Below are 24,679 nucleotides of genomic sequence, written 5' to 3' on the forward strand. Positions count from 1 at the left end.
GCCCCTTCAGTTGAACCGATTATCGCGTGGAAACCCCCGAGGTGCCATCCGCCCCGCCGAGGCCCGCGCCCCGATCCATTCGGCCAGATCCGTCTCGGTCCGGGTCCGCCCCGCCGGGTCTTTCCAAGCCAAGCCCGCTGCCAAAACAAAAGTGGTGGCATCCGAAAGCCCGCCATCTTTGTATTTCTGCAGCCGCACGCCTTTGCCCTTGGCCATCTCCGGCAGCTCCGCCAGCGGGAACACCAGAACCTTGCGATTGTCCCCCACCACGGCGACATGGTCGCCCTGAATCTTGCGACAAATCGCGGTCTTCACGCCCGTACTAAGGCTGAGAACCTGCTTACCCGCACGGGTCTGCGCCAGCACCTCATCCGAGGTGACAACAAATCCATCCCCTGCCGAGGATGCCACCAACAGCTTTTCACCGGCGCGGAAGATTTGCAGATCGACGATCTCGGAATCGTTTGGCAGATCGACCATCAGGCGGACAGGTTCGCCCATGCCGCGCCCACCCGGCAGGTTGACGCCGATCAGGGTGTAGAAGCGGCCATTCGCGCCGATCAGCAAGATTTTATCGGTGGTCTCGGCGTGGAAGGCAAAGCGGGCGGTATCGCCATCTTTGAACTTCTGCTCGGTTGCCAGATCGACATGGCCCTTCAACGCCCTGATCCAGCCCATTTGCGAGCAGACCACGGTGATCGGTTCGCGTTCAATCATCGCCTCAAAAGATACTTCCTCGACATCGCCCGCCTCGGCGAAGGCGGTGCGGCGGCGGCCCAGAACGGTGTCTTTGCCGAATTTCTTGCGGATATCGTCGAGTTCAACGCCGATCTGGGTCCATTGCAACGCATCGCTTTCCAAAAGGTCAACAAGCCCCGCCCGTTCGGCCATCAAAGCGTCGCGCTCGGCGATCAGTTCCATTTCTTCCAAGCGGCGCAACGAGCGCAGGCGCATGTTCAGGATGGCCTCGGTCTGCACCTCGGTCAGCTCACCCTCGCCGGGTTTCGGCGGAACGTAATCTTTCTCGGACATCGCGCGTTTGTGCGGCTTGCCCCAGTGTTCGGCCATCAACGCGGCCTTGGGGTCATTGTCATAGCGGATGATATCAATGACGCGATCAAGGTTCAGGAAGGTGATGATGAAGCCTTCGAGCACCTCTAACCGGTGGTCGATCTTTTCCATCCGATGCTGACTGCGGCGTTTCAGGACATCGCGGCGGTGGTCGAGGAAGGCGCGCAGGACTTCCTTGAGGCTACAGACTTTCGGCTGCCGCCCGTCGATCAGCACGTTCATGTTTAGGCTGAACCGCGCCTCAAGGTCCGACGATTTGAACAGCGCCGCCATCAGCATATCGGCTTCAACCGTGCGTGAGCGCGGCTCCAGCACGATGCGGATATCATCGGCGGATTCGTCGCGCACATCGGCGAGCAGCGGGATTTTCTTGGTCTGGATCAGTTCGGCCAGCTTTTCGATCAGCCGGGATTTCGGCACCTGATACGGGATCTCGGTGATGATGATCTGCCAGGTGCCACGGCCCAGATCTTCGACATGCCATTTCGCGCGGGTGCGGAAGCTGCCGCGCCCGGTGCGGTAGGCTTCCAACATCGTCGCGCGCGGCTCAATCATAATGCCGCCGGTGGGGAAATCCGGGCCGGGGATGATCTCGACCAAAGCCTCATCGGTGATCGCCGGATCGGCCATCATGGCGTGGCAACCGAGGATCAACTCCTCAAGGTTATGCGGCGGGATGTTGGTGGCCATGCCGACCGCAATACCAGACGAGCCATTCGCCAACAGATTCGGGAAGGCGGCGGGCATCACCACTGGTTCTTCCAGCGTGCCATCATAGTTCGGGCGGAAGTCGACCGCGTTTTCGGTCAGGCCTTCCATCAAGGTCTCGGCAATCGCGGTGAGGCGAGCCTCGGTGTAGCGGCTGGCGGCGGGGTTATCGCCGTCGATATTGCCAAAGTTGCCTTGGCCATCAACCAGCGGGTAACGCACGTTGAAATCTTGCGCCAACCGCGCCATCGCGTCGTAAATCGCGGAATCGCCGTGGGGGTGATAGTTGCCCATCACATCGCCAGATATTTTTGCAGACTTACGGAACGCGGACGTCGCCGAAAGCTTTAACTCTCGCATAGCGAAAAGGATGCGGCGATGAACAGGTTTCAAGCCATCACGCGCATCGGGCAAGGCCCGGTGCATGATGGTCGACAAAGCATAAGTCAGATAGCGTTCACCAATCGCGCGAGCCAAAGGCTCGGCAAGGGTAATAGACTCTATCTTGGGATCATCTTCGGCGTCGGACATGGATGTCGTGTAGTGCGGGCCCGGGGGCTGGTCCAGCCGGAAAACGCAAGGCGCGGTTGGGGGTGGCGCGATTTGGGGGGAAGAATCGCTGTTTTTTCAACCCCAAAACGCGTAAGATGGTGCTATGGCTGCTGCTCTTCAGTGGAGTGCCTGTGCGATGTTTAAACTTACTTTTTTCCTTTGTGCGGGGCTTTTTACAGCAATGTATTTCGGCGGCGCTGATCGCGGTCAGCAGCGCTTTGGTTTGGTTGAAAAGCCACCGGTTGTGGCAGCCCCTGTGGCTGATGCCCCGGTGGTTGGTGCGGATGCACCTGCAGTGGTTGCCGCGCCTGCGGTTATACCTGTGACAGAAGCGGCTTTCGTCCCCGAAGCGCCGCTGATGGTCACTCCGGCTGTGGAGGAAACCCCCTCTGCGCCCGTCGTGGCAGAGCCCATCGCGGCTGAACCGGGCGTGCTGATGGTGGTGAACGCGAAATCCGCCAATGTGCGATCCGGCCCCGGCAAGGATTATGATGTGGTCGGTCGGTTGATGCGCGGCGACTCTGTGCTGGTGGTGGCGCAAGGCGAAGGCGCGGATGGCTGGTCGCTGATTCGAATCGAGGGCGACGGCATTGAGGGCTATATCGCCACGCGTTTGCTGACCGAGTGATTTTGAACGGCACGCCAATTTTGAGCGGAGCGCCAATCTAAAACTGAATGCGTATCTAAAACTGAACGATTGTCGAAACCTGCCGCAGCCCCTACGAAGGGAAAAATCCAAAAAGGGGCAGCAGGCATGGAACGCACGATTCTGATCACGGGATGCTCGTCGGGCATCGGGCTTGACGCCGCGCGCGGCTTGAAAGCGCGGGGCTGGCGGGTGTTCGCCACTTGCAGGCAAGAACCCGATTGCGAGCGGTTGCGGGCGGAAGGCTTGGAAAGTTTCGTGCTGGATTACGCCGATGAAGCCAGTGTTGAGGCTGCGGTGGCCGAAGTGGTGACGCGCACCGAGGGCAAACTGGACGCTTTGTACAACAACGGCGCGTTTGCCTGTCCTGGCGCGGTGGAAGACCTGCCGCGTGGAGCGTTGCGCGCGATTTTTGAGACCAATCTGTTCGGCTATCACGACCTGACGCGGCGGGTGATCCCGTTGATGCGGGCGCAGGGTGGTGGGCGGATTATCAACTGTTCCTCGGTACTTGGTCTTGTTGCGCTGAAATGGCGCGGCGCTTATGTCGCGACGAAATTCGCGATGGAGGGGCTGACCGATGTGTTGCGCATCGAGATGGCCGATACGGGCATCAAGGTGATCCTGATCGAACCGGGGCCGATTGGCACCTCGATCCGCGAAAAGGCTATCCCGCATTTTGAGCGCTGGATTGACTGGCAAAACTCGGCACGCGCTGCGGAATATGCGACGTTGCGGGGGCGGCTTTATCAGGCTGGCCCAAAGGATCGCTGGGAGTTGCCCGCCTCGGCTGTGACCGAAAAGCTGATCCATGCGCTGGAATCCGCCCGCCCCAAAGCGCGGTATTATGTCACAACGCCGACGCATCTGATGGGGTTTGCACGGCGGATTCTGCCCACGCGACTGCTGGATTGGGTGATCGCCAAGGGCTAAGGCATTTTCCGGTTCGCTTTTTGTTGGCAAGCGCCTAAATCAAGGCAAAGCGAAAGGAGCCTCCCATGCTCAGCGACCCGATCTTCATCTTTGGCGTGCTTGCCTGTTTCGTCGTGCTGATCATCCTGATGATTGGTATCGGCGGCTTCGCAAAGGGCGGCGAATTTCACCGCAAACACTCCAACCGTTTGATGCGCTATCGGATTATCGCGCAGGCGGGCGCAGTGATCATCATCGTCGGCTACGCTTATTACCGCAGCAAAGGGGGCAACTGATGGTTGTTCTGTCAAAAATTTATACCAAAACCGGCGACAAGGGTGAAACCGCTTTGGGTAATGGTGCGCGGGTGCCGAAGCACTCGGCGCGGGTCAGCGCTTATGGCACAGTGGATGAGACGAATGCCACAGTGGGGCTGGCGCGGCAACATTCCAGCGGCGATATCGACGCCGCGTTGCAGCGGATTTCCAACGATCTGTTCGATCTGGGCGCTGATCTCTGCACCCCGGATATGGAGAACGACGCCGAAGCGCCCTACCCGCGTTTGCGGATGATCGCGGCACAAGTGGCGCGACTTGAGGCGGAAATTGATGCGATGAACGCCCGCCTGACGCCGTTGCGCAGCTTTATCCTGCCGGGGGGCAGCGCTTTGGCGGCGCAACTGCATTTGTGCCGGACGGTGTGTCGGCGGGCTGAGCGGTTGGTGGTGGAACTGGCGGCCTCCGAGGCGGTCAACCCGGAAGCGGTGAAATACCTCAACCGTCTGTCGGACTGGTTCTTTGTGGCGGGCCGGATCGCCAATAATGACGGCAAAGACGACGTGCTCTGGGTGCCCGGCCTCACGCGCTAGACGCGACGTCTGACCGCGCTATTTCGTCGGTTTTGGTCTGTTACCGACGCGATCAACCATATATGACAGCGGCGAGAGCTTGGGCGGCCTTCGGGCCATTGAACGGAGATATGCGCGATGAAGGTTCTTGTACCTGTCAAACGTGTGATCGACTACAACGTGAAAGTGCGCGTGAAAGCGGACGGTTCCGGGGTTGATCTGGCCAATGTGAAAATGTCGATGAACCCTTTTGACGAGATTGCTGTCGAAGAAGCGATCCGGCTGAAGGAAAAGGGCGTGGCGACCGAGGTTGTCGTGGTTTCCATCGGCGTCAAGCAAAGCCAGGAAACCCTGCGCACTGCTTTGGCGATGGGCGCAGACCGCGCCATTCTGATCGAAGCCACCGATAACGTGCATACCGATATTGAGCCTTTGTCGGTTGCCAAGCTGCTGGCCGCCGTGGTGCGCGAAGAAGCACCGGGGATCGTGCTTTGCGGCAAGCAAGCCATTGATAACGATATGAATGCCACCGGGCAGATGCTGTCGGCACTGCTGGGCTGGAGCCAAGCGACGTTTGTGTCTGAACTGGCGATTGACGGCGACAAAGCCGTGGTCACCCGCGAAGTTGATGGCGGTTTGCAGACGATTTCGGTGAAAATGCCAACCATCGTTTCGGTCGATCTGCGTTTGAACGAGCCGCGCTATGCCTCGCTGCCAAACATCATGAAAGCCAAGGCCAAGCCGCTGGCGATTAAGACTCCGGCGGATTTCGGCGTTGATGTCACCCCGCGTCTGAACATCGTGAAAACGGTTGAACCCGCAGGCCGCAAGGCTGGCGTCAAAGTCGGCTCGGTCGACGAACTGATTGCGAAACTTAAAGACGAAGCGGGGGTGATCTGATGGCCGTACTGCTGATTGCTGATGTAAACGAAGGCGCTTTGGCGACGGATGCCGTGGCCAAAACCTTGGCAGCTGTAGCTTCGCTTGGCGACGTGCATGTGTTGGTTGCTGGCACGGGTGGTGATGCCGCCGCTGCTGAAGCTGCAAAATTGTCCGGTGTTTCCAAAGTGTTGTTCGCCGATGATCACGCCTATTGCCACGGCATGGCGGAATCGACCGCCGCTTTGGTGGTGTCGCTGGCGGGGGGCTATAGCCATATCTGCGGCGCGGCCACCGCATTCAACAAAAACGTGCTGCCGCGTGCGGCGGCTTTGCTTGACGTGATGGTGATCTCGGACGCAACCGCCGTGATTGATGCCGATACGTTTGAGCGCCCGATCTATGCCGGCAACGCGGTGCAGACCGTGAAGTCAGTGGATGCGAAGAAGGTTTTCACCGTCCGTACCGCAACTTTCACTGCTGTTGAGTCGAATGGTTCGGCGGCTGTTGAGAAAATCGGCGGGCCGGGTGAGGCTGGGCTTTCGGCTTGGGTCGAAGACAAAACCGCAACTTCGGATCGCCCAGAACTGACTTCGGCTGGCATCGTGGTGTCAGGTGGCCGTGGCGTTGGCTCGAAAGAAAGCTTCGATCTGATCGAGAAACTGGCCGACAAACTGGGCGCTGCCGTTGGTGCCTCGCGCGCAGCGGTCGACTCTGGCTATGCGCCGAACGATTGGCAAGTCGGTCAGACCGGTAAAGTCGTGGCACCGCAGCTTTATGTGGCTGTCGGGATTTCTGGGGCTATTCAACACCTTGCCGGGATGAAGGACAGCAAAGTCATCGTCGCGATCAACAAGGATGAAGAAGCGCCGATCTTCCAAGTGGCGGATTACGGTCTGGTGGGCGATCTGTTCGCGATCGTGCCGGAACTGATCGAAAAGCTGTAAGATTGCAGAAGTTGAGTTGGAAAGGGCGCCTTGCGGCGCCCTTTTTCACATCAGTTGATGGATGGCGGGCATCAGCAAATCAGCGACTTCGCGGTGCGCGGCAGGCCCCGGAAGCCCAGCTGCGGCGGGGGCCTCCATCGGCGCGAAAGCCATGCCATCAACGCCTTGCGACAGCGCCTCGGGGCTGAACACCGCTTCGACATAGGCGGCGACAGGCGCGCGGATCGCCTGGATCATCTCACTGTCGATCAGCAAGGGACTGCGCGCCAGATCAACCCTGCGGGTGGGCGACGGTGGCGGCTGATCCGACACCCAGAGCAGAATCACCCGCCGCCCCAGCCGCGACAGCAGCAGCTTCATCCGTGTCACCCAAGCCGCGCGCAACTCCTCGGCCAACACCTCAAACTTATCCGCCGAGGCGCTTTGCAGCGACATCAGCATGTGTCGGGTGAAATTGAACTCGGTGAAATCAACGCGCGGGTAAATTGCGCGCAGCAGCGGCGTGGCCCCCAGAAACCGATCATTGCGGCGCGGATGCACGGCGTAGTAGCGGTTCGACAGGTTTTGCGCGCCCAGTATCTGCACCACCGTCACCGAGGCCTGTGCGGCGATCTGTGTCACCGCAACCTCATTCAGAAACACATCCGGCCCCGCATTCATGCAGCCCAGATTGGCCACTGGCAGGCCGAGTTCCCGCTCCATCAGATCCGGGAAGGGCACCGGCACGAACTTGCCATAGGTTTCGGTTCCGCCCAAAACCGCGACATAGGCCCGCTCAATATCTCGCCTTGGCCCGCGGAACAAAACCCGCGAGCTGCCATATCGGCATGGAAAATAATCCAGCGACCCCTCGCCGGGAAACACATACGCCATAGCCCACCCATTCGTCTTAACACCCAAGATCGACTTTGCCCGAATCGCCTTTCCAAATCGCTAACGCGGGCATTTGTGGCGAATTGTTCTGAATCGCCACAGGGTTGCACCTGCCCCCTTAGGCTGCGTATTGTGCCGCGAGCAGGTTAAAGGGGCGTTGGCATGGAAATCCGGTCGGTGGGCATCGTTGGGGCGGGGCAGATGGGCAATGGGATTGCGCATGTGTTCGCGATGGCCGGATATGATGTGCTGCTGAACGATGTGAACCCTGAGATGCTAGACAAGGCTATCGCCACCATCGACAAGAATATGGAGCGGCAGGTCTCGCGTGGCAAGCTGGCGGCCGAGGATAAGGCCGCCGCGATGGCGCGGATCAAGACCACAGCGGTGCTGGCCGATCTGGGGCCGCTGGATCTGGTGATTGAGGCTGCGACGGAAAAGGAAGCCATCAAGAATGCGATCTTTGACGGGCTGTTGCCGCATCTGGGGCCGGATACCATTCTGACCTCAAACACCTCATCTATTTCGATCACCCGACTGGCCAGCCGGACGGATCGGCCAGAAAAGTTCATGGGGTTCCACTTTATGAACCCGGTGCCGGTGATGCAGCTGGTGGAGCTGATCCGGGGCATTGCGACCGATAAGCCGACCTATGATACCCTGCTGGCGGTGGTCGGCAAGCTGGGCAAGACGGCGGCGTCTGCTGAGGATTTCCCGGCCTTCATCGTCAACCGGATTTTGATGCCGATGATCAACGAGGCGGTTTATACGCTCTATGAAGGCGTGGGCTCGGTGAAGTCGATTGATGAGAGCTTGAAACTGGGGGCCAATCATCCGATGGGGCCGCTGGAATTGGCGGATTTTATCGGGCTGGATACCTGCCTTGCGATCATGAATGTGCTGCATGAGGGGCTGGGGGATACGAAATATCGACCCTGCCCGCTGCTGTCGAAATATGTTGAGGCGGGCTGGTTGGGGCGGAAGACTCAGCGCGGGTTTTATGATTATCGCGGCGAGGTTCCGGTTCCGACGCGGTGAGTGTCCTCGCGTGGACAAAATGTCGGCCTAACGAAATCAATGGGTTACAGGGGTGGCATTAAGGAAGTTTTAACACTTCCGCCGCCAAGCCCCCCGATTTAGCCTAAGCCAAACCTTACGGCTTTTTGCCCAAATCCAATGTGTGCTGGCGCAGCCACGCAAGGAAACCGCGCGGGTTGCCTTCCCATTTGTCCAACTCGGTTGCCGGAATAGGTGCCCCAATATAGGGGCGCTGCGGTTTGAACAAAGCCCGCTTGATCTCACACAAAAGCAAGCCCTGTCGCAGCGTATCCGACAGCTTGTTGGCGATCAGGAAGCTGCGCGAATTCTGCCCGGTGAAGTGGATCGGCAGGATCGTTGCCCCCGAGCGTTGGATCATCTTATGGGTGAAAACGTTCCATTCGGCCTCAATCGCCGGGCCAAAGAAGCCTTCCGACATCGCCACTTTACCCGCCGGAAACACGATGATCACGCCGCCGGCCTTCAGATGCGCCATCGTCTCTATGCGCATCTCTAGGCCCAGTTGCCGCGCGTTTTCTTCATGCGGGAACGGCACCGGGATCATAAACTCGGCGACTTCGGGGATACCCGTCAGCAGGCTGCGGGTCAGAATCTTGAAATCCGCGCGCACGCGGTTGACCATTTCGGCCATGATCATGCCATCGACCAAGCCATGCGGATGGTTGGCGACCACAACGAGCGGCCCGGTTGCGGGAATCAGCGCGATTTCCTCGGGCGGGGTATCAATGCGAATCCCCATCTGCTTGATCGCTTTCGGCCAGAACGGCGAGCCGAACGGTGCGCCCGAGCGTTCAAAATCGCGGATCAGCCGCAGCAGCGTGATCTTCGCCGTCAGCCATTCAATCGCGCGAATCGCCCCGGCCTTGAACGGATTGCTGAAGGTGCCGGCATAGGACAGCCGCCGCATGTCATATTCGCGCTTGGCCGTGGGCGGCGTCGCGTTGACGGTCTCTGTCTGTGGCATGTCTGTCACGAAGCCTAAGCCTTCCCCGAACCGCGCTTCAGAACTCTTCCCCGAAGCGATTGGCCACCAGAGCCGCCAGAGCCTCGGCAAGCGCCGCAGCGGCTGGCCCACTGGTAGAGACCTCAATAGAGGTTCCGCGTGAGGCTGCCAACATCAAAAGCCCCATGATGCTGTCGCCGGACACGGTCATTCCGTCTTTGGTGACCTGTGCCGTTGCGTCAAATTCCTCAACCACCTCGACGAATTTGGCAGAAGCGCGGGCGTGCAGGCCCTTTTCGTTGACGATTTGCAGGGTTTCTGCGGCCATATTCTTAGGCCCCCCCGCCCAAATCCAGCGAATTGATGTATTTGCGGCCTGCTTCCAGCGCGGCCGCGACGGCCTCTGTCACCGGAAGTTCGCGGGATTTTGCCAGCTTGATCAGCATCGGCAGGTTTGCGCCGTAGATGATCCGGCGTTCAGAGGCGGCACAGGCCATCAGCGACAGGTTCGACGGCGAGCCGCCAAACATATCGGTCACCATCACCACACCCTGCCCCTGATCGACCGCATCGGCGGCGTCACAAATCTCGCGCTGTTTGGCGGCGCGGTCATGGTCATCCTCAATCGCTATCGCCCGCATGGAGGTCTGCGGACCAACCACGTGTTCGACAGCGGAAAGATATTCCCGCGCCAAGCCGCCATGTGCCACGATCACGATACCGATCACGCGTCTTACCTCAATCCCACGGCAGGTAAAGTTGCTGCCCTGCGTTCCAATTCACGATGCCGTTTTGACACCGGCCAGCCCGCTTCTGCAAGCACCTTGCCCAGTTTTTCTGCAACTGCAACAGAGCGATGTTGCCCGCCAGTGCAGCCAAAGCCAATCGACAGATGCGCTTTACCCTCTGCAAGATGGGCTGGAAGGAGCATCAGAACAAGACCCTGCAACCTTTGGAAGAAATCCGCAAAGCGCGGATCGGTTTCGATATGGGCGGCTACGGCAGAATCGCGGCCATCTTTGTTGCGCAGATCGGCTTGCCAGTAGGGATTTGTCAAAAAGCGACAGTCGAACACCATATCAAGACCGCGCGGCAGTCCACGCTTGTAGCTGAAAGATTGCACCGAAACCGCCATATGTGCCGTTGCGTCACGGTTAAACCATTGACCGATCTCAGCTTTCAGATCGTGCGGCGACATCTCGGTGGTGTCGATCAGATGATCGGCGCGCACCCGCACCGGGGTCAGCAGATCAATCTCACGCGCGATGCCTTCGGTTGGGGTTTCCATCGGGGCGAGGGGATGGCGGCGGCGGGTTTGCGAATAGCGCCGGATCAGTTCATTCGGATCGCAATCGAGATAGATCAGCTCAAGGCCGACGCGGGGGTCGCGGGTGAGGGTGTCGATCAGCTCTATCAACGCTGTGGTATTAAAATCACGGTTGCGCACATCTAGGCCCAGCGCGATGGGGCGGCCAAGGCTGGGGCCGTCGATCAGCCGGGGGACAAGCGAGAGCGGAAGGTTGTCGATCACCTCAAAGCCCAAATCCTCCAGCGCGTGAATCGCCGTGGTTCGCCCCGCGCCCGAGGGGCCGGTGATCAGCACCAGCTGATGCTCTGGTCCGGGTTCGGTATACCCCACCGTTTGGCCAAGTTCGGTATTCACTGTCACGTCTGCCTCACTCCAGCCTTGCCCCCTTCAGATAGCACAAGACCGAAGCTGGAAAATGGTTGCTTTCTGCGCCAAGGACAAGAGGGAGTGACACCCCCAGCAAAGATGTGATGCGTTTGGGCGGCAGACGTTGCGTCTCGGTTTGGTCAAGATCGACGACGAGGCTGATCATGGCGCTGGCGCAAGGGGTGGAGTGCAGCAGGCCCACGCCGCGCGCTTCGATCATGCCAGAGAGTTGCGGTGGGCAGGTTGCGATAAGCTGTTGGTGTTGCGGGGTGATCTGGGTTTGATCATCGGCGATGAGGTCTGCCCCATAGGCGATCAACTGCAGCGCCAGCGCGGATTTGCCTGTGCCCGAGGCACCGATGATCAGCACACCGCGCCCCTCCACCGCCACACAACTGGCGTGCATCAGCAGGCTGCTCACACCGGCAGACCGACCACAAACCGCGCGCCGAGCGGGTCAGAGGTGGGGTCGGCATTGGTGGGGCGGATGTTTTCGGCCCAGATCACGCCGCCATGTGCCTCAACGATCTGCTTGGAGATCGACAGGCCAAGGCCTGAGTTGTTGCCGAAATGCGTGGGTGGACGGTCAGAATAGAAGCGCTTGAACACCTTGGTCAGCGCCTGTTCCGGGATGCCCGGCCCAGTGTCTTCGACCACGATCAGCACACGGTTTTCTCGCCTGCGCGCCCAAACCCGCACCGCATCGCCATCATCGCAGAACGACACCGCATTGGTGATCAGGTTGACGAAGACTTGCGCAAGGCGGCCTTCCAGCCCGTGGATCTTGATGGCTTCTGTGGGGAAATCGGTAATGAATTCAACGTTCTTCTCGCGTGCTTGGTCGCCGAGATATTCGGTGAGATTGGCTAGGGTTTTGACCAGGTTGAACTCCTCCTCCTCCTCTTTCACCAATTCGCTGTCGAGGCGCGAGGCGTTGGAGATGTCCGACACCAGTCGATCCAGACGCCGCACGTCATGTTCTATGACGTTCAGCAGCTTCTCGCGGTGCTCTTCTTTCTTGACCATCCGCATCGAGCCGACAGCCGAGCGCAGGGATGCGAGGGGATTCTTGATCTCATGCGCGACATCCGCTGCGAACTGCTCATTGGCGTCGATCCGGTCATACAGCGCCGCCACCATACCGCGCATCGCCACCGACAGGCGGCCAATTTCGTCTGGGCGGGCGGCGAGATCGGGGATACGCACCCGGCCGGGGGACATTTTGCGCGCATCGCGGTCGCGGCCAAGTTCAGCGGCGGCGGCCAGATCCGACAGCGGGTTGGCGATGGTCGAAGCCAGAACCAGCGACAGGCCGATGGACACCAACAGCGCGATGACGAACATCTGTAGGATCTGCTCGCGCTCATAGCGGACCAGACGGTCAATCTCGCCCTCAGCCGAGGTCAGCACCACGGCCCCAATCACCGCGCCGCCAAACCGCACGGGGCTTGCCACGGAGAACTGCGCGCCACCGTCCACGCCGCGCCCGGTGTTCACCGCCACATCGCCCGTCAACGCGCGGGCATAGAGATCACGCGCCATCGCCTCGCCATTGGCGGCGGAGGGAACGTGGTTTCCGGCGCCCAAAAGGCCGGAGACAGCCTCCCAAATACCATTGAGAAGATCGGTGATGATGGTCTTGCGCTCATCGCGCAACGCATCACCGGGGCGGGCCTGACCGATGCTGTGCGTCACCAGCAGGCCTTTGGGATCAAATACAAAAACCTCAACGCCCGGCGCCACGGCCAAGCCTGCCAAACTCACAGGCAGGCTGCCATTTGCGCTAATCGCGACCGATTCCACCACGTTGGAAATCAACTGCGCTTCGGTCACCAAGGCCTTTTCGCGCTGCAACACCAGACTATCGCGGAACGGGTTCATGAATAGAACGCCTGCGACCAAAATCACCAACGCCATCAGGTTGAACACGATGATCTTACGCGCCAAAGGTGAGCGGTTCAGCGAGACGATGCCACGCCGCCCGCGGCCTTCGGACAAAGCACTATCGGCCACAACCTCGGGTGAGACCCAGTCTTCGCCCAACAGCAACTCTCCCGGCTTTTTCGCCGGGGTCGCGTCTTTCATGGATATGTTTTGCGCCGCTGTCATGGCCTAGCGGTCACTCTTCGTTGTAGCGATAGCCAATGCCATACAGCGTCTCAATCGCCGCGAAGTCATCGTCAACCGAGCGCATTTTCTTGCGCAAGCGCTTAATATGGCTGTCGATGGTGCGGTCGTCGACATAGACCTGATCGTCGTAAGCCACGTCCATCAGCTGATCCCGACTTTTCACGAAACCGGGGCGCTGTGCGAGGGCTTGCAGCAGCATGAACTCGGTCACGGTCAGCGAGACATCGCGGCCTTTCCAAGCCACGGAATGCCGCAGCGGGTCCATCCGCAGGTGACCACGTTCCATAATCTTGGTTTCTTCGGTGACGGCAACTTCGCCCGTTGCAATCGCATCGTTGCGGCGCAGCAAGGCCCGGATACGTTCGACCAACAGCCGCTGGCTGAACGGCTTCTTGACGTAATCGTCAGCCCCCATCCGCAGCCCAAGCACTTCGTCAATCTCATCATCTTTTGAGGTCAGGAAGATCACTGGCATGGTGGATTTCTGCCGCAGACGCTGCAACAAATCCATGCCATCCATCCGCGGCATTTTGATGTCGAGCACCGCCATATCGGGCATCCGGCGGTTGAAGGCATCCAACGCAGACTGGCCATCATTGTAGGTTTCGACCTCAAACCCCTCGGCTTCAAGAGTCATAGAAACCGACGTCAGGATGTTCCTGTCGTCGTCTACAAGGGCGATCCTTGCCATGTTTGGGCTTCCCTATACTGCTCGGCTTGCCTAATTTGCTTGCCTGATTTTTGACACATATTCCGTTTTCCGCGCCTCGTTAGCAACTGCTAACTGCGAATCACCCATGGCTTGAGACTCCATCAGGCGCTAAATTTCCAAATGAATGACTAATATGACGCAGTTTTCCTATCGGCTCCATTTTGGTTGCGCTAACCCGAATTTGGTTGCGCTAACTGTGACCTCGCGTCCTATTCCGTGCAAAATCCGTATGTTATAGCAAAGGCACGAGACCCAAATCTTGGGTTTTCGCAGAAATGCCCAAGATTTGGGCATTACGGGTTGGAAACTATACCGCCCTAGCTTGGCGGGAACGGGAGCTTGCAGGATGACGAATGGACGCGTGAACCCATCGCAACGGTTGGAAAATCAAGGCATCAGCGGGCTGGGGCGCGTCTATTATAACTATATCGAGCCTGCATTGGTCGAAGCTGCCGTGGCGCGCGGTGAGGGGAAGCTGGGCAAGGGTGGGGCGTTTTTGTGCACCACCGGGCAGTTTACCGGGCGTTCGCCGAAGGATAAATTCGTGGTCCGCACCGCCGGGGTCGAGGATTCGATCTGGTGGGAAAACAACGCGGCCATGGCGCCCGAGGCGTTTGATCGGTTGTACGCGGATATGTTGGCGCATATGCAGGGGCGCGAGTATTTTGTGCAGGACCTGTTCGGCGGAGCCGACCCCGTTTACCGTCTGGATGTGCGGATGGTGACGGAACTGGCGTGGCACGGGCTGTTCATCCGCCACATGCTGCGTCGCCCTGAGCGGGCGGAGTTGGACGCTTTCGTGCCGGAATGGACAGTGATCAACTGCCCGTCGTTTGAGGCTGATCCTAAGCTGCATGGCTGCCGGACCTCTACCGTGATCGCGCTGAATTTTGAGCGCAAGATCATCCTGATCGGCGGCACCGCTTATGCGGGCGAGAATAAGAAAGCGGTGTTCACGCTGCTGAACTATCTGCTGCCAGAAAAAGGCGTGATGCCGATGCATTGCTCGGCCAACCATGCGATCGGCAATCCGGTGGATTCGGCGGTGTTCTTCGGGCTGTCTGGCACCGGGAAAACCACCTTGTCGGCGGATCCGTCGCGGATTTTGATTGGCGATGATGAGCACGGCTGGTCGGATCGCGGCACCTTCAACTTTGAGGGCGGCTGCTATGCCAAGACGATCAATCTGTCGGCGGAAGCCGAGCCGGAGATTTACGGCACGACTTCGAAGTTTGGCACCGTGGTCGAGAATATGGTGTTTGATCCGGAAACGCTGGAGTTGGATTTCACCGACAGCAGCCTGACCGAGAACATGCGCTGCGCTTATCCGCTGGAGTACATCTCGAACGCGTCGGAAACCGGGATGGGCGGGCATCCGAAGAATGTGATCATGCTGACCTGCGATGCTTATGGGGTGCTGCCGCCGATCGCGCGATTGACGCCGGCGCAGGCGATGTATCATTTCTTGTCGGGGTTCACCTCGAAAACGCCGGGGACGGAGCGCGGGATTGTCGAGCCGACGCCGACGTTCTCGACCTGCTTTGGCGCGCCGTTCATGCCGCGCCGGCCGGAGGTGTATGGCAAGCTGTTGCAGGCGAAGATCGCGAAGTTTGGCGCATCGTGCTGGCTGGTGAATACCGGCTGGACCGGGGGCAAATTTGGCGAGGGCAAGCGGATGCCGATCAAGGCAACGCGGGCTTTGTTGACGGCGGCGCTGGATGGTTCGCTTTCGGCCGGGGAGTTCCGCCGCGATCCGAACTTTGGCTTTGAGGTTCCCGTTTCGGTGCCGGGAGTCGATGCGACCCTGCTGGACCCGCGCGCGACTTGGAGCGACAAGGCGGCTTATGATGCGCAGGCGCAGAAATTGGTGGGCATGTTCGCCGATAATTTCGCGCAGTATGTGCCGTTCATTGATGCTGACGTGAAAGCAGCGGCGATTGGCTGAAACGGGAGGGTCCCGCGTTGGGACTTTTTCAAATACTTTGAGTTCAAAGACTTACAGGTTGCTGTTCAGGTTCTGTTAAGCTTTGGCTTGCTGCATGGGCGGCTGGGGGTTTCACACCCCCAGACCCCTGTGGGATATTTGAGCCAAGATGAAAGCAAATTTTAGGGAAACTGGGGTTAGAGGCCGACCGCCCGCCGCATCAGGTTGAGGCCAGTCAGCACCAGCAGGATTTGCGTCCATCGGCGGAATTTTGACTGATCGAGGCGGTCTTGGATCGCGACTCCCAGAGATTGGCCGAGCATGGCGGGCAGCACCAACGCCGCGGAGAAGCTCATCGTGCTGGCGGTCATCACGCCGGAGTGCAGATGGGCGGCCAGCAGGACCGCGGCGCCGATCAGGAACACCACACCTTGCACGCGGACGGTCTCCAGTTTGTCGGCTTTGATCGACAGCAGGTAGACCAGCAGCGGCGGCCCCCAGACGCCAGAGACCCCGCCATAGAGCCCACCGATGGCACCCAGAATCCACTCGGCGCGATTGCGATGCTCTAGCCGCAGGGCGAGGCCGACCCCGGCGAGTTGCAGCGCGGCGAAGGCGGTGATCGGCAGGCCGAGCAGCAGCAGGAACAGGTCTTGCGGGATCACGCGAACGAACTGAGCTGAAATCACGATGAAAATCACGGTGGCAATCAGCATCCGGCGATAGCTGATCACGGTTTCCCAAGCCGGGGCAAAGCCTTGGCGGAAGGCTTGGGTGAGGTTGGAGATCAGGGTGGGCAGGATCAGGCCCGCGAGGGCAGTCTCGGGCGGCAGGAAGCTGGAGAAGGCGGAGATCATGATCATCGGCATCGCGAAGCCAACCGCGCCTTTGACGAAGCCCGCGAAACAGGTGATGGCCAGCGCCGCCAGAAAAGCCAGTGGCGTCAGGCCAGCCATAAGATATTCCATGCGGTTTTCTCCTTGCAGGCTTTGTCTAATGCAGGGGGGGACGGACCGCACGTCAAAATTACATGCGACATTTTAAATCAATTTATGGCATCCTATCGAATTAATGTTGCGCTGCGACTGCGAAGGGATTACCCCTTTCGCAGATGCAGCATGTGCGGAGGACGGGGATGGCTTTGGATCAGAACTCTGGTGTTATGATCGACCTTTTGAGGCTGACCGCCGAAGCCGTGCCGGAAGTTGAGGCACTGTTTGAACGCGGGCGTGAAGCTCTGCGCGGGCTGGTGACGGTGGCGGGCAAGGTCTCTGCCACCGCGATGGAAGAGCATCAGTTTGCGGCGCACAGCCTGTCTTGGCTGGCGACCTACACCGAAGCTTTGCGGCAGTTGCGGGCTTGGGCGGGGCGGTTGGCTGAGGACGGTCGCTTTGGCGAGATGGAGGGGCTGATCCTTCAGATCGGCTTTGGCGAGTATCTGAGCCAGATTCATGGCGGGATTCCGATGTCGCAGGGCGAGATGGCGCGGCTGGGGGATTTGGGGATTTCTGCTGTGCCGGGGCTTGCTGCGGCTGTGTTGATGGCCGAGGGGAATAGTCCTGCTGCGCGGATGCGGCTGGTGGCGTTGATGCGCGACAATCACGGTCGGGCGACATTTGGGGTCACTGGGCTGGATGATGAGTTAGAGATGATCCGCGACCAGTTCCGCCGCTTTGCCGATGAAAAGGTGGTGCCGTTTGCGCATGGCTGGCATCTGCGCGATGAATTGATCCCGATGGAGATCATCACGGCTTTGGCCGAGATGGGGGTGTTTGGGCTGACGATCCCGGAGGAATTTGGCGGCTTTGGACTGTCGAAAGCCTCGATGGTGGTGGTGTCTGAGGAGTTGTCGCGGGGCTATATTGGGGTTGGGTCGTTGGGGACGCGCTCTGAGATTGCCGCCGAGTTGATCTTGTGTGGTGGCACCGAGGCGCAGAAGGCGCAGTGGTTGCCGAAGCTGGCCTCTGGGGAGATTTTGCCGACAGCCGTGTTTACCGAGCCGAATACGGGCAGCGATCTGGGGTCGTTGCGCACCCGGGCGGTTGCGGTGGATGGGGCTTGGGAGGTCACGGGGAACAAGACTTGGATCACCCATGCAGCGCGGACTCATGTGATGACATTGCTGGCGCGCACTGACCCGGAGACGACAGATTATCGCGGCTTGTCGATGTTTCTGGCCGAGAAAGTGCCGGGGACGGATGCCGAGCCGTTTCCGACTCCGGGGATGACCGGGGGCGAGATTGAGGTGCTCGGTTATCGCGGCATGAAGGAATACGAGCTGGCGTTTGATGGCTTTAAGGTGAAGACCGAGAACCTGTTGGGCGAAGTGCCGGGGCAAGGCTTCAAGCAGTTGATGCAGACCTTTGAAAGTGCGCGCATCCAGACGGCGGCGCGGGCGATTGGCGTGGCGCAGAATGCTTTGGAAGTGGGCATGGCTTATGCGACGGATCGCAAGCAGTTCGGAAAGGCGCTGATCGAATTTCCGCGGGTGGCGGGGAAGCTGGCGATGATGGCGGTTGAGGTGATGATCACCCGGCAACTGACCTATTTCAGCGCATGGCAGAAGGATCACGGCAAGCGTTGCGATCTGGAGGCTGGGATGGCGAAGCTATTGGGCGCGCGGGTGGCTTGGGCCAGCGCGGACAATGCGTTGCAGATCCATGGCGGCAATGGCTTTGCGCTGGAGTATCAGATTTCGCGGATTCTGTGCGATGCGCGGATTTTGAACATCTTTGAGGGCGCTGCGGAAATTCAGGCGCAGGTGATTGCGCGGCGGTTGTTGGATTAGGGGCGGCCACGCGAGGGGCGTAGGATGCCTAGGCGGGGATGCAGGCTGCTGGCGATGACATAGGCGGCGGCGAAGGCCAGACCCGAGGCGGCGAAGATGAAGTTCAACGGGGCGACCCACAGCACCAGCCACGCCATGCCGGGGGTGGCGATGCCCGAGACATCGCGGAAGCTGGAATAGACGGCGGCCATCTCGGCGCGTTCCGAGGGTTTGACGGACATCATGAACGGCAGACCTCCGGCGACATCGAGCATCACAAGCCCGAATGAGCCGAGGAACAAGCAGGCAATGGTGAGCGTGGGGGCAAAGGCGAAGATGGTGGCGGCGCAAAACAGGATGGCGCAATAGGCCAAGGCGCGGCGCAGGGCGACTCGGACCGAGCGTTTGCGCACCCATGCGGCCATGAACGGCGACAGCAGCAGCGTGGCGTTCGACACCGACAGCATGAAGCCGCCGAGTTTGTCCCCCAAGCCGGATTCGATGCAGAACACTGGGACATAGACGACATAGACCCACCAGCCACAGCTGCGGATCACCGCGAACAGCCAGCCGGCGATCAGCCTCGGTTGACGGAAGAAACGGCCCAAATAGGCTAAGGGATTGACCGCAGGGCCTTTGGCGCGGGTGATTTGTTTGCCCGACCCAAGCCGTAGATACCAGAACACCCCGAACAGGATCACCGCGAAGATGGCGGCGACGATGAACGGCAACGGCGCCCAAAGCGCGCGCATATAGACGCCCGCCATCGGGCCAATCGCCCAAGGCGCTGCGGCATAGACCATTTGCAGGCTTTGGGTGCGGCCGAGATCGGCGCGCGGCACATAATCCAGCACATAGGCGTTGAAGCAGACAAAGCAGGTCACCGTGGCCATCGACATGATCAGGATGCCCAGTTGCACCGACCATTGTGTGCCCAGAACGAACAGCACCATCGCGATCAGATAAAACACGCAGCCCGCCGAATAGACCCAGCGGCGCGGCCAGATCTGGGTCAGGCGCGGCACCATCAGGCCCCAGAACAGGGTGATGATGCCTGCGGTCAAATAGACCGTGGACAGGTTCTGCGCCGAGCCGAACGCGTCATAGATTGCAATCGGAATGGTGGAAATCAGCGTGCCGCGCACCGCAGCCTCAAGCCCCGCAAGCAAAGCGAAATGCTGGAGTTTTGGGCTGGAGGAGTGTTTCAACTCCAAAGACTGATACCGCAGGGCCATGCGGGTATTTGGCTTGGTCTGGCGGCGGAGGTCTGTGCTGCTGGCGACGGCGGTTAGGCTGTCCGCGACTATTGTTGCGCCAAGATGGCTAATAATCGCGCACGCGCTTCGGGCAGTGATTTGCCGTTCAATGTGGGTTCCAAAGCGCGGTTCAGGAAATGCCCGGTCAGCGCAAGGCCTTGGGCAATTTCAACCGGGCTGGCGGGCCCCTGCCCCAGCAAAACCGGCGGCAAAGGCAACAGCCGCCCCGCCCATTCGCCAGCAGCATCGCGGTTCACTGCGCGTCCGGTTTTCGGGCTGACATAGGCCAGATCCTCGCGGCTGCCAGTGATGGCGCATTGGCTGAAATCGAGGGCAAAGCCGAGTTCCTCCAACAGGTTTAGCTCCCATCGCAGATAATCAGGCGGCCAGCCGGGGGTTTGCAGTGCATCCAGCAAGGCGATGGAGCGGGCGTAAAGTGCCGGATGCGATTCGCGGTCGGGCAAAACGATGTGCAGCATGGCGCAGATCGCGTTGAGGCCCGCAAGGTTCAACCGATCCGCCAGCACCCCGGCCCGGCTGCGCAGCGGCTCAACCTTGAAACTGCCGATCTGTTCCGAAAGCCGCGCCTGCCAGACCACATCGACTTGGCTGCCGGGTTGCAACACCGCCGCCATCCGGCGCGAGGCACCGCCGCGCACCACGCCGGCATGACGCCCATGCGCCGCCGTGAACACCTCGATGATCGCCGATGTCTCGCCATGCGGCCGCACCGAGATCACCGCCCCCTGATCGCGCCATTCCATCGCCGCAGTATCGACGCAGCGTCACGGCAGAGCAAGGCTTGCCATCCTTGGGTTTTGCGGCAGATTGCGCAGATGTTTGCCCGATTGACCGCCTTTGCCCTTGCCATAGTTGGCCTCGCTGCGCTGCGCGCGCAGTTTGATGCGCTGACCGGGCTTAGCTTGGCGGTGGACAGAATTTGGGCGATGGCCGCCTATTTCACCATTCTCAGCAATGCCTTGCTGGTGGCGCATCTTTTGGCAATCACCAAGGGCTGGCAGATTTCCGCCTCGCGCGCGGCGGGGCTGATGGTGGCGATTACAACGGTGGGGATTCTGTATCACGCGCTGCTGGCCAGCCAATTTCCGACTGAGGGCCTTGGCTGGTGGGCCGATCTGGGGCTGCACACGGTGATGCCTTTGGGCTTTGCCGCGTGGTGGCTGGCCTTCGCGCCGAAACATGTGCGCTGGTCGGATATGCCGCAGTGGCTGATTTGGCCCACGATATATGCGGCTTATGCGATGATCCGGGGGCAACAGACCGGGGCTTGGGCCTATCCGTTCCTGAACGCGGACGCCTTGGGCTGGCCACATGTTGTGCGCAACATCGGTGCGCTGGTGGTGGCGTTGGTGCTGCTCAGCCTCGCCGTCGCGGCACTGGCGCGTATCCTTCACTCGGCCAAACCCGGCTGATCCAGCAGGGTGCGGCCTTGGCGATCCTCAAGTTCAATCACCCAAAGATCAGGGTCGCGGCTGCGCTGACGGGAGAGCAGGGCATCCACCTCGGGCTCGAGACCATCCGCCAGAACCACCCAGACCCGGGCATCGGCCATCAGATCAAACGAGCGCTGATAGGCGCGGGCTTGGCCGTTCAGCAGGGCGACTTTCACAATCACCGCCCCTGCCGTCGGGTCGCCCTTGGCGGTGACATAGACCGGAATATCCGCCAATCGCAGCCGGGTCAGATAGGCGGAAACCCATAGATCAGAGGTGAGACGCGCACTCATCGTTGCTCTTTCTGAAATACTCCCCCCGGAGGGTTCAACGGATCAACCAACGCCCGCTTTCAAACCACGAAACCGAAATTTGCGACAAATTTCGTGCCGGAATTCGACTGCGAATTCCGCCTACGTCACGCCTCGCCGTCTTTGAAATCCAGACCCATTTCGGAATAACGCTCGGGTTCATCCTGCCAGTTTTCCCGTACTTTCACCTGTAGGAACAGATGCACGGTGCGGCCGAGGAATTCCGAGATATCGGCGCGGGCGGCTTGGCCGATGCTTTTGATCGTCTCACCCTTGTTACCCAGCACGATGCCTTTGTGGCCATCGCGCGAGACATAGATGATCTGGTCAATCCGGGTGCTGCCGTCGGGCTTGTCTTCCCATTTCTCGGTCTCGACGGTCAGCTGATAAGGCAGCTCTTCGTGCAGCCGCAGCGTCAGCTTCTCGCGGGTCATTTCCGAGGCGATCATCCGCATCGGCAGATCGGCGATCTGGTCTTCGGGGTAGAACCACGGGCCATCGGGGATCTGCTCGCCCAACCATTCGCGCAAGTCTTTGACGCCGTAGCCTTTTTCAGCCGAGATCATGAAGGTTTTCGCAAACGGGAAGGCTTCGTTCATTTTCTCGGCCAAAGCCAGCAGCACCTCGGCTTTCACCTTGTCGATCTTGTTGATCGCCAAAGCCACGGCCTGACCTTGCGGGACTTGGTCTTTCATGCGGTCGATGATGGTGGCCACACCTTCGGTGAGGCCCCGGTTGGCTTCGATCAACAGCACGATCAGATCGGCATCAGCGGCACCGCCCCAAGCCGCTTTGACCATGGCGCGATCCAAACGGCGGCGAGGCCGGAACAGGCCCGGTGTGTCGACAAACACGATCTGCGCGACACCCTCCATCGCCACGCCGCGGATCCGGGTGCGGGTGGTTTGCACTTTATGCGTCACGATTGACACTTTCGCCCCAACCATACGGTTCAGCAGGGTCGATTTGCCCGCGTTCGGCTCGCCAATCAGCGCCACAAAGCCCGCGCGGGTGCCGGGGCCATCGGGCATCCGGCCTGTCAGTTTGGTGTCTTCAGTCATCAGAAGTCTCCATCCGGGCCAGAAGGGCGCGGGCTGCGGCTTGTTCGGCCACACGTTTCGATCCGGCGCGGGCAAGTTCAGCCTCGCCACTTTCCAGACGAACTTCAACAGTGAAGATCGGCTGGTGGTCTGGGCCTTCCCGGCCCTGTTCGGTGTAAATCGGTGGCGGCATGGCGCGGGCTTGCGCCCATTCTTGCAGCGAAGTTTTCGGATCGCGTGCGTCCTGCTCAACCGCGCCGATGCGCGCACCCCACAGCCGCAGGATCAGCGCGCGGGCGGCGTCAAAACCGCCATCTTGGTAAACGGCGGCGATGACCGCTTCCATCGCATCGCCGAGCAGAGCTTCTTTGCGGCGACCGCCGGAGAGCATTTCGGAACGGCCAAGTTTGAGCACATCGCCCAAGCCCACTTCGCGGGCGACTTCGGCGCAGGCCTCTTTGCGGACCAGAGCGTTGAATCGGGGGGCGAGTTGGCCTTCGGAGGCGGCCATGTCAGCCCCCAGCAAAGCCTCGGCCATCACAAGACCCAAGACCCGATCGCCAAGGAATTCAAGGCGTTGGTTGTCGGGACGGGTGGTGGAGGAAATCGAGGCATGGGTGACGGCGCGCAGCAGCAGGTCTGGCTGGCGGAAAGTATGCCCGATGCGCGCCTCGAAGGCTTTGAGATCAGCCGCGAGCCTCACTCCACCGCCTTGAAGAAACGGTCGGCGCGCCAGGTCCAGAAGAACAGCATCGAGGTGCCGGCGGAGGAGAAGATCACCCGGTCGGCGCGGCCGATCAGGTTTTCGGCGGGCACGAAGCCGACGCCACCGACGGCTTGGGCAAAGCGGCTGTCCTGGCTGTTGTCGCGGTTGTCGCCCATGAAGAAATACTCGCCCTCGGGCACGGTGAAGACATCGGTGTTGTCGGCGTAGCCATCATTTTCGATGTTCATCACGTCATGCACGACGCCATTTGGCAGGGTTTCGCGGAAGCGCTCTTTTTGACAGATCGCACCGTCGCCCACCGCGCCATTGCTGCAGCGCGGGCGGGATTTCATCGGACCTTGCGGTTCCATCACTTCTTCAAAGGTGCCATCGGGCACCTGCGGCACGACCGCGCCGTTGATGTAGAGCACGCCTTGCTTCATCTGGATCTTGTCACCCGGCAGACCAATCAGGCGTTTGACGAAATCAGAGCCATTGACCGGATGGCGGAACACCACCACGTCGCCGCGCTCGGGCTCGGACGCGAAGATGCGGCCTGAGATTGGGCACAAAGCGAAGGGGCAAGAGTATTTGGAATAGCCATAGGCCATCTTGTTGACGAAAACGAAATCGCCGACCAGCAGGGTGTCTTTCATCGACTCGGACGGAATCCAGAACGGCTGGAACAGCAGGGTGCGGAAAGCGCCTGCGATCAGCAATGCGTAGACGACGGTTTTGATCGTCTCGACAATGCCGCTTTCGTTTTTCGCCATGATGTTCGTCTTCCTTCAGATTTGCCGCTACATGCGCGCCGGGGGGGCCGGAGTCAAGTTGGCGCGGGGCCGGGGCGGGCTTCGATCACCACGAAAGCCTGCGCCCAAGGGTGATCGTCGGTCAAAGTGACGTGAATGATCGCGTGATGATCGGGCGGGGTCATTTGCGCGAGGCGTTCAGCGGCCCATCCGGTGAGGTGCATCACCGGCTGGCCCGAGCGCAGGTTTGAAACCGCCATGTCTTTCCAAGAGATGCCCATGCGCAGTCCGGTGCCGAGCGCCTTGGAGCAGGCCTCTTTCGCGGCCCAGCGTTTGGCATAGGTGGCGGCTATGGCGCGGGGGCGGCTTTCGGCCTTTTTCTGCTCGCGTTCGGTGAAGACGCGGGTTTTGAAACGGTCGCCGTGACGGGCGAGGGCGGCCTCGATCCGGTCGATGTTTGCAAGGTCAGAACCGATGCCAAGGATCATCTTTGCCCCTCGGGCCCGGCGTACAAC

At 60.1% G+C, this 24,679-nt stretch carries 27 protein-coding genes; 10 read left to right on the plus strand and 17 right to left on the minus strand.

All coding sequences use genetic code 11. The features are described from left to right. Nucleotides 1-6: 6 nt before the first annotated feature. Nucleotides 7-2,310, minus strand: coding sequence for a DNA topoisomerase IV subunit A (locus ACS5RD_RS23290; RefSeq protein ID WP_489929324.1), 2,304 nt, complete (start codon nucleotides 2,308-2,310; stop codon nucleotides 7-9). A 157-nt stretch (nucleotides 2,311-2,467) separates the two neighbouring features. Between ACS5RD_RS23290 and ACS5RD_RS23295 the strand changes: the two genes are divergently transcribed. The 6 genes from ACS5RD_RS23295 (at nucleotide 2,468) to ACS5RD_RS23320 (ending at nucleotide 6,562) form a co-directional block, all read left to right on the plus strand. After that, the gene (locus ACS5RD_RS23295; RefSeq protein WP_489929325.1) at nucleotides 2,468-2,959 is read left to right on the plus strand and encodes an SH3 domain-containing protein; all 492 of its coding nucleotides are present in this window, start codon (nucleotides 2,468-2,470) and stop codon (nucleotides 2,957-2,959) included. Between the two features lie 126 nt (nucleotides 2,960-3,085). Beyond that, complete coding sequence (locus ACS5RD_RS23300) at nucleotides 3,086-3,910, plus strand: SDR family oxidoreductase (RefSeq protein WP_489929326.1); 825 nt, start codon at nucleotides 3,086-3,088, stop codon at nucleotides 3,908-3,910. 65 nt (nucleotides 3,911-3,975) lie between these two features. Beyond that, nucleotides 3,976-4,185: a twin transmembrane helix small protein gene (locus ACS5RD_RS23305; RefSeq protein ID WP_489929327.1), complete on the plus strand. Its 210-nt coding sequence runs from the start codon at nucleotides 3,976-3,978 to the stop codon at nucleotides 4,183-4,185. Beyond that, the gene (locus ACS5RD_RS23310; protein WP_489929328.1) at nucleotides 4,185-4,757 is read left to right on the plus strand and encodes a cob(I)yrinic acid a,c-diamide adenosyltransferase; all 573 of its coding nucleotides are present in this window, start codon (nucleotides 4,185-4,187) and stop codon (nucleotides 4,755-4,757) included. The genes ACS5RD_RS23305 and ACS5RD_RS23310 overlap by 1 nt, the downstream gene beginning before the upstream one ends. A 117-nt stretch (nucleotides 4,758-4,874) precedes the next feature. Further along, entirely contained in the window at nucleotides 4,875-5,636 is a 762-nt protein-coding gene (locus tag ACS5RD_RS23315) for an electron transfer flavoprotein subunit beta/FixA family protein (protein WP_054008116.1), read from the plus strand. Beyond that, nucleotides 5,636-6,562 (plus strand): electron transfer flavoprotein subunit alpha/FixB family protein, encoded by a 927-nt coding sequence (locus ACS5RD_RS23320; protein ID WP_489929329.1) that lies wholly within the window; start codon nucleotides 5,636-5,638, stop codon nucleotides 6,560-6,562. Before ACS5RD_RS23315 ends, ACS5RD_RS23320 begins: the two co-directional genes overlap by 1 nt. Before the next feature lie 45 nt (nucleotides 6,563-6,607). Here ACS5RD_RS23320 and ACS5RD_RS23325 read toward each other — a convergent pair whose 3' ends face one another. Further along, on the minus strand, nucleotides 6,608-7,435 hold the full coding sequence (locus ACS5RD_RS23325) for a DUF6473 family protein (RefSeq protein WP_489929330.1): 828 nt from the start codon (nucleotides 7,433-7,435) through the stop codon (nucleotides 6,608-6,610). 162 nt (nucleotides 7,436-7,597) lie between these two features. On the opposite strand from ACS5RD_RS23325, the gene ACS5RD_RS23330 reads away from it, so the two are divergent. Beyond that, the gene (locus ACS5RD_RS23330) at nucleotides 7,598-8,473 is read left to right on the plus strand and encodes a 3-hydroxybutyryl-CoA dehydrogenase (RefSeq protein ID WP_054008119.1); all 876 of its coding nucleotides are present in this window, start codon (nucleotides 7,598-7,600) and stop codon (nucleotides 8,471-8,473) included. A 115-nt stretch (nucleotides 8,474-8,588) separates the two neighbouring features. Here ACS5RD_RS23330 and ACS5RD_RS23335 read toward each other — a convergent pair whose 3' ends face one another. Genes ACS5RD_RS23335 through ACS5RD_RS23365 form a run of 7 tightly spaced genes read right to left on the minus strand, consistent with a single transcriptional unit; the run spans nucleotide 8,589 to nucleotide 13,933 of the window. Next, nucleotides 8,589-9,458, minus strand: coding sequence for a lysophospholipid acyltransferase family protein (locus ACS5RD_RS23335; protein WP_489929331.1), 870 nt, complete (start codon nucleotides 9,456-9,458; stop codon nucleotides 8,589-8,591). 37 nt (nucleotides 9,459-9,495) lie between these two features. Further along, on the minus strand, nucleotides 9,496-9,765 hold the full coding sequence (locus ACS5RD_RS23340; protein ID WP_054008121.1) for an HPr family phosphocarrier protein: 270 nt from the start codon (nucleotides 9,763-9,765) through the stop codon (nucleotides 9,496-9,498). A 4-nt stretch (nucleotides 9,766-9,769) separates the two neighbouring features. Then, the gene (locus ACS5RD_RS23345) at nucleotides 9,770-10,165 is read right to left on the minus strand and encodes a PTS sugar transporter subunit IIA (protein ID WP_054008122.1); all 396 of its coding nucleotides are present in this window, start codon (nucleotides 10,163-10,165) and stop codon (nucleotides 9,770-9,772) included. A 5-nt stretch (nucleotides 10,166-10,170) separates the two neighbouring features. Then, on the minus strand, nucleotides 10,171-11,076 hold the full coding sequence (gene rapZ, locus ACS5RD_RS23350) for an RNase adapter RapZ (protein ID WP_489931423.1): 906 nt from the start codon (nucleotides 11,074-11,076) through the stop codon (nucleotides 10,171-10,173). Between the two features lie 37 nt (nucleotides 11,077-11,113). Next, nucleotides 11,114-11,518 carry an HPr kinase/phosphorylase gene (locus ACS5RD_RS23355; RefSeq protein ID WP_489929332.1) on the minus strand — a complete coding sequence of 135 codons (405 nt, stop codon included), beginning with the start codon at nucleotides 11,516-11,518 and terminating at the stop codon, nucleotides 11,114-11,116. Between the two features lie 11 nt (nucleotides 11,519-11,529). Continuing rightward, complete coding sequence (locus ACS5RD_RS23360) at nucleotides 11,530-13,221, minus strand: sensor N-terminal transmembrane domain-containing protein (RefSeq protein WP_489929333.1); 1,692 nt, start codon at nucleotides 13,219-13,221, stop codon at nucleotides 11,530-11,532. 10 nt (nucleotides 13,222-13,231) lie between these two features. After that, a complete protein-coding gene (locus tag ACS5RD_RS23365; RefSeq protein ID WP_054008125.1) occupies nucleotides 13,232-13,933 on the minus strand; it encodes a response regulator transcription factor in 702 nt (233 codons plus the stop codon). A gap of 367 nt (nucleotides 13,934-14,300) precedes the next feature. On the opposite strand from ACS5RD_RS23365, the gene ACS5RD_RS23370 reads away from it, so the two are divergent. Continuing rightward, on the plus strand, nucleotides 14,301-15,899 hold the full coding sequence (locus tag ACS5RD_RS23370) for a phosphoenolpyruvate carboxykinase (protein ID WP_054008126.1): 1,599 nt from the start codon (nucleotides 14,301-14,303) through the stop codon (nucleotides 15,897-15,899). A 176-nt stretch (nucleotides 15,900-16,075) separates the two neighbouring features. Here ACS5RD_RS23370 and ACS5RD_RS23375 read toward each other — a convergent pair whose 3' ends face one another. Next, nucleotides 16,076-16,846 carry a sulfite exporter TauE/SafE family protein gene (locus ACS5RD_RS23375; protein WP_054008127.1) on the minus strand — a complete coding sequence of 257 codons (771 nt, stop codon included), beginning with the start codon at nucleotides 16,844-16,846 and terminating at the stop codon, nucleotides 16,076-16,078. A gap of 167 nt (nucleotides 16,847-17,013) precedes the next feature. Here ACS5RD_RS23375 and ACS5RD_RS23380 point away from each other — a divergent pair, with 167 nt between their 5' ends. Beyond that, nucleotides 17,014-18,666, plus strand: a complete 1,653-nt coding sequence (locus tag ACS5RD_RS23380; protein WP_489929334.1) for an acyl-CoA dehydrogenase family protein — start codon at nucleotides 17,014-17,016, stop codon at nucleotides 18,664-18,666. On the opposite strand, the gene ACS5RD_RS23385 is transcribed toward ACS5RD_RS23380, so the two are convergent. Continuing rightward, nucleotides 18,663-19,880: an MFS transporter gene (locus ACS5RD_RS23385; protein ID WP_054008129.1), complete on the minus strand. Its 1,218-nt coding sequence runs from the start codon at nucleotides 19,878-19,880 to the stop codon at nucleotides 18,663-18,665. The two genes, ACS5RD_RS23380 and ACS5RD_RS23385, sit on opposite strands and share 4 nt — an antisense overlap. A 68-nt stretch (nucleotides 19,881-19,948) precedes the next feature. Beyond that, a complete protein-coding gene (gene recO, locus ACS5RD_RS23390) occupies nucleotides 19,949-20,665 on the minus strand; it encodes a DNA repair protein RecO (protein ID WP_489929335.1) in 717 nt (238 codons plus the stop codon). A gap of 72 nt (nucleotides 20,666-20,737) precedes the next feature. Between recO and ACS5RD_RS23395 the strand changes: the two genes are divergently transcribed. After that, complete coding sequence (locus ACS5RD_RS23395) at nucleotides 20,738-21,334, plus strand: Pr6Pr family membrane protein (RefSeq protein ID WP_489929336.1); 597 nt, start codon at nucleotides 20,738-20,740, stop codon at nucleotides 21,332-21,334. Here the strand turns inward: ACS5RD_RS23395 and ACS5RD_RS23400 are convergent. The 5 genes from ACS5RD_RS23400 to acpS form a co-directional block, all read right to left on the minus strand. Beyond that, the gene (locus tag ACS5RD_RS23400) at nucleotides 21,313-21,648 is read right to left on the minus strand and encodes a DUF1491 family protein (RefSeq protein WP_489929337.1); all 336 of its coding nucleotides are present in this window, start codon (nucleotides 21,646-21,648) and stop codon (nucleotides 21,313-21,315) included. The two genes, ACS5RD_RS23395 and ACS5RD_RS23400, sit on opposite strands and share 22 nt — an antisense overlap. 125 nt (nucleotides 21,649-21,773) lie before the next feature. Then, nucleotides 21,774-22,697, minus strand: coding sequence for a GTPase Era (gene era, locus ACS5RD_RS23405; RefSeq protein ID WP_054008498.1), 924 nt, complete (start codon nucleotides 22,695-22,697; stop codon nucleotides 21,774-21,776). Between the two features lie 22 nt (nucleotides 22,698-22,719). Continuing rightward, complete coding sequence (gene rnc, locus ACS5RD_RS23410; protein WP_489929338.1) at nucleotides 22,720-23,409, minus strand: ribonuclease III; 690 nt, start codon at nucleotides 23,407-23,409, stop codon at nucleotides 22,720-22,722. Further along, nucleotides 23,406-24,185, minus strand: a complete 780-nt coding sequence (gene lepB, locus ACS5RD_RS23415) for a signal peptidase I (RefSeq protein WP_489929339.1) — start codon at nucleotides 24,183-24,185, stop codon at nucleotides 23,406-23,408. The genes rnc and lepB overlap by 4 nt, the downstream gene beginning before the upstream one ends. 53 nt (nucleotides 24,186-24,238) lie before the next feature. Next, the gene (acpS, locus tag ACS5RD_RS23420) at nucleotides 24,239-24,652 is read right to left on the minus strand and encodes a holo-ACP synthase (RefSeq protein ID WP_054008135.1); all 414 of its coding nucleotides are present in this window, start codon (nucleotides 24,650-24,652) and stop codon (nucleotides 24,239-24,241) included. Nucleotides 24,653-24,679: the final 27 nt, after the last annotated feature.

This window comes from Cypionkella sp. PAMC25878, from assembly GCF_058135695.1.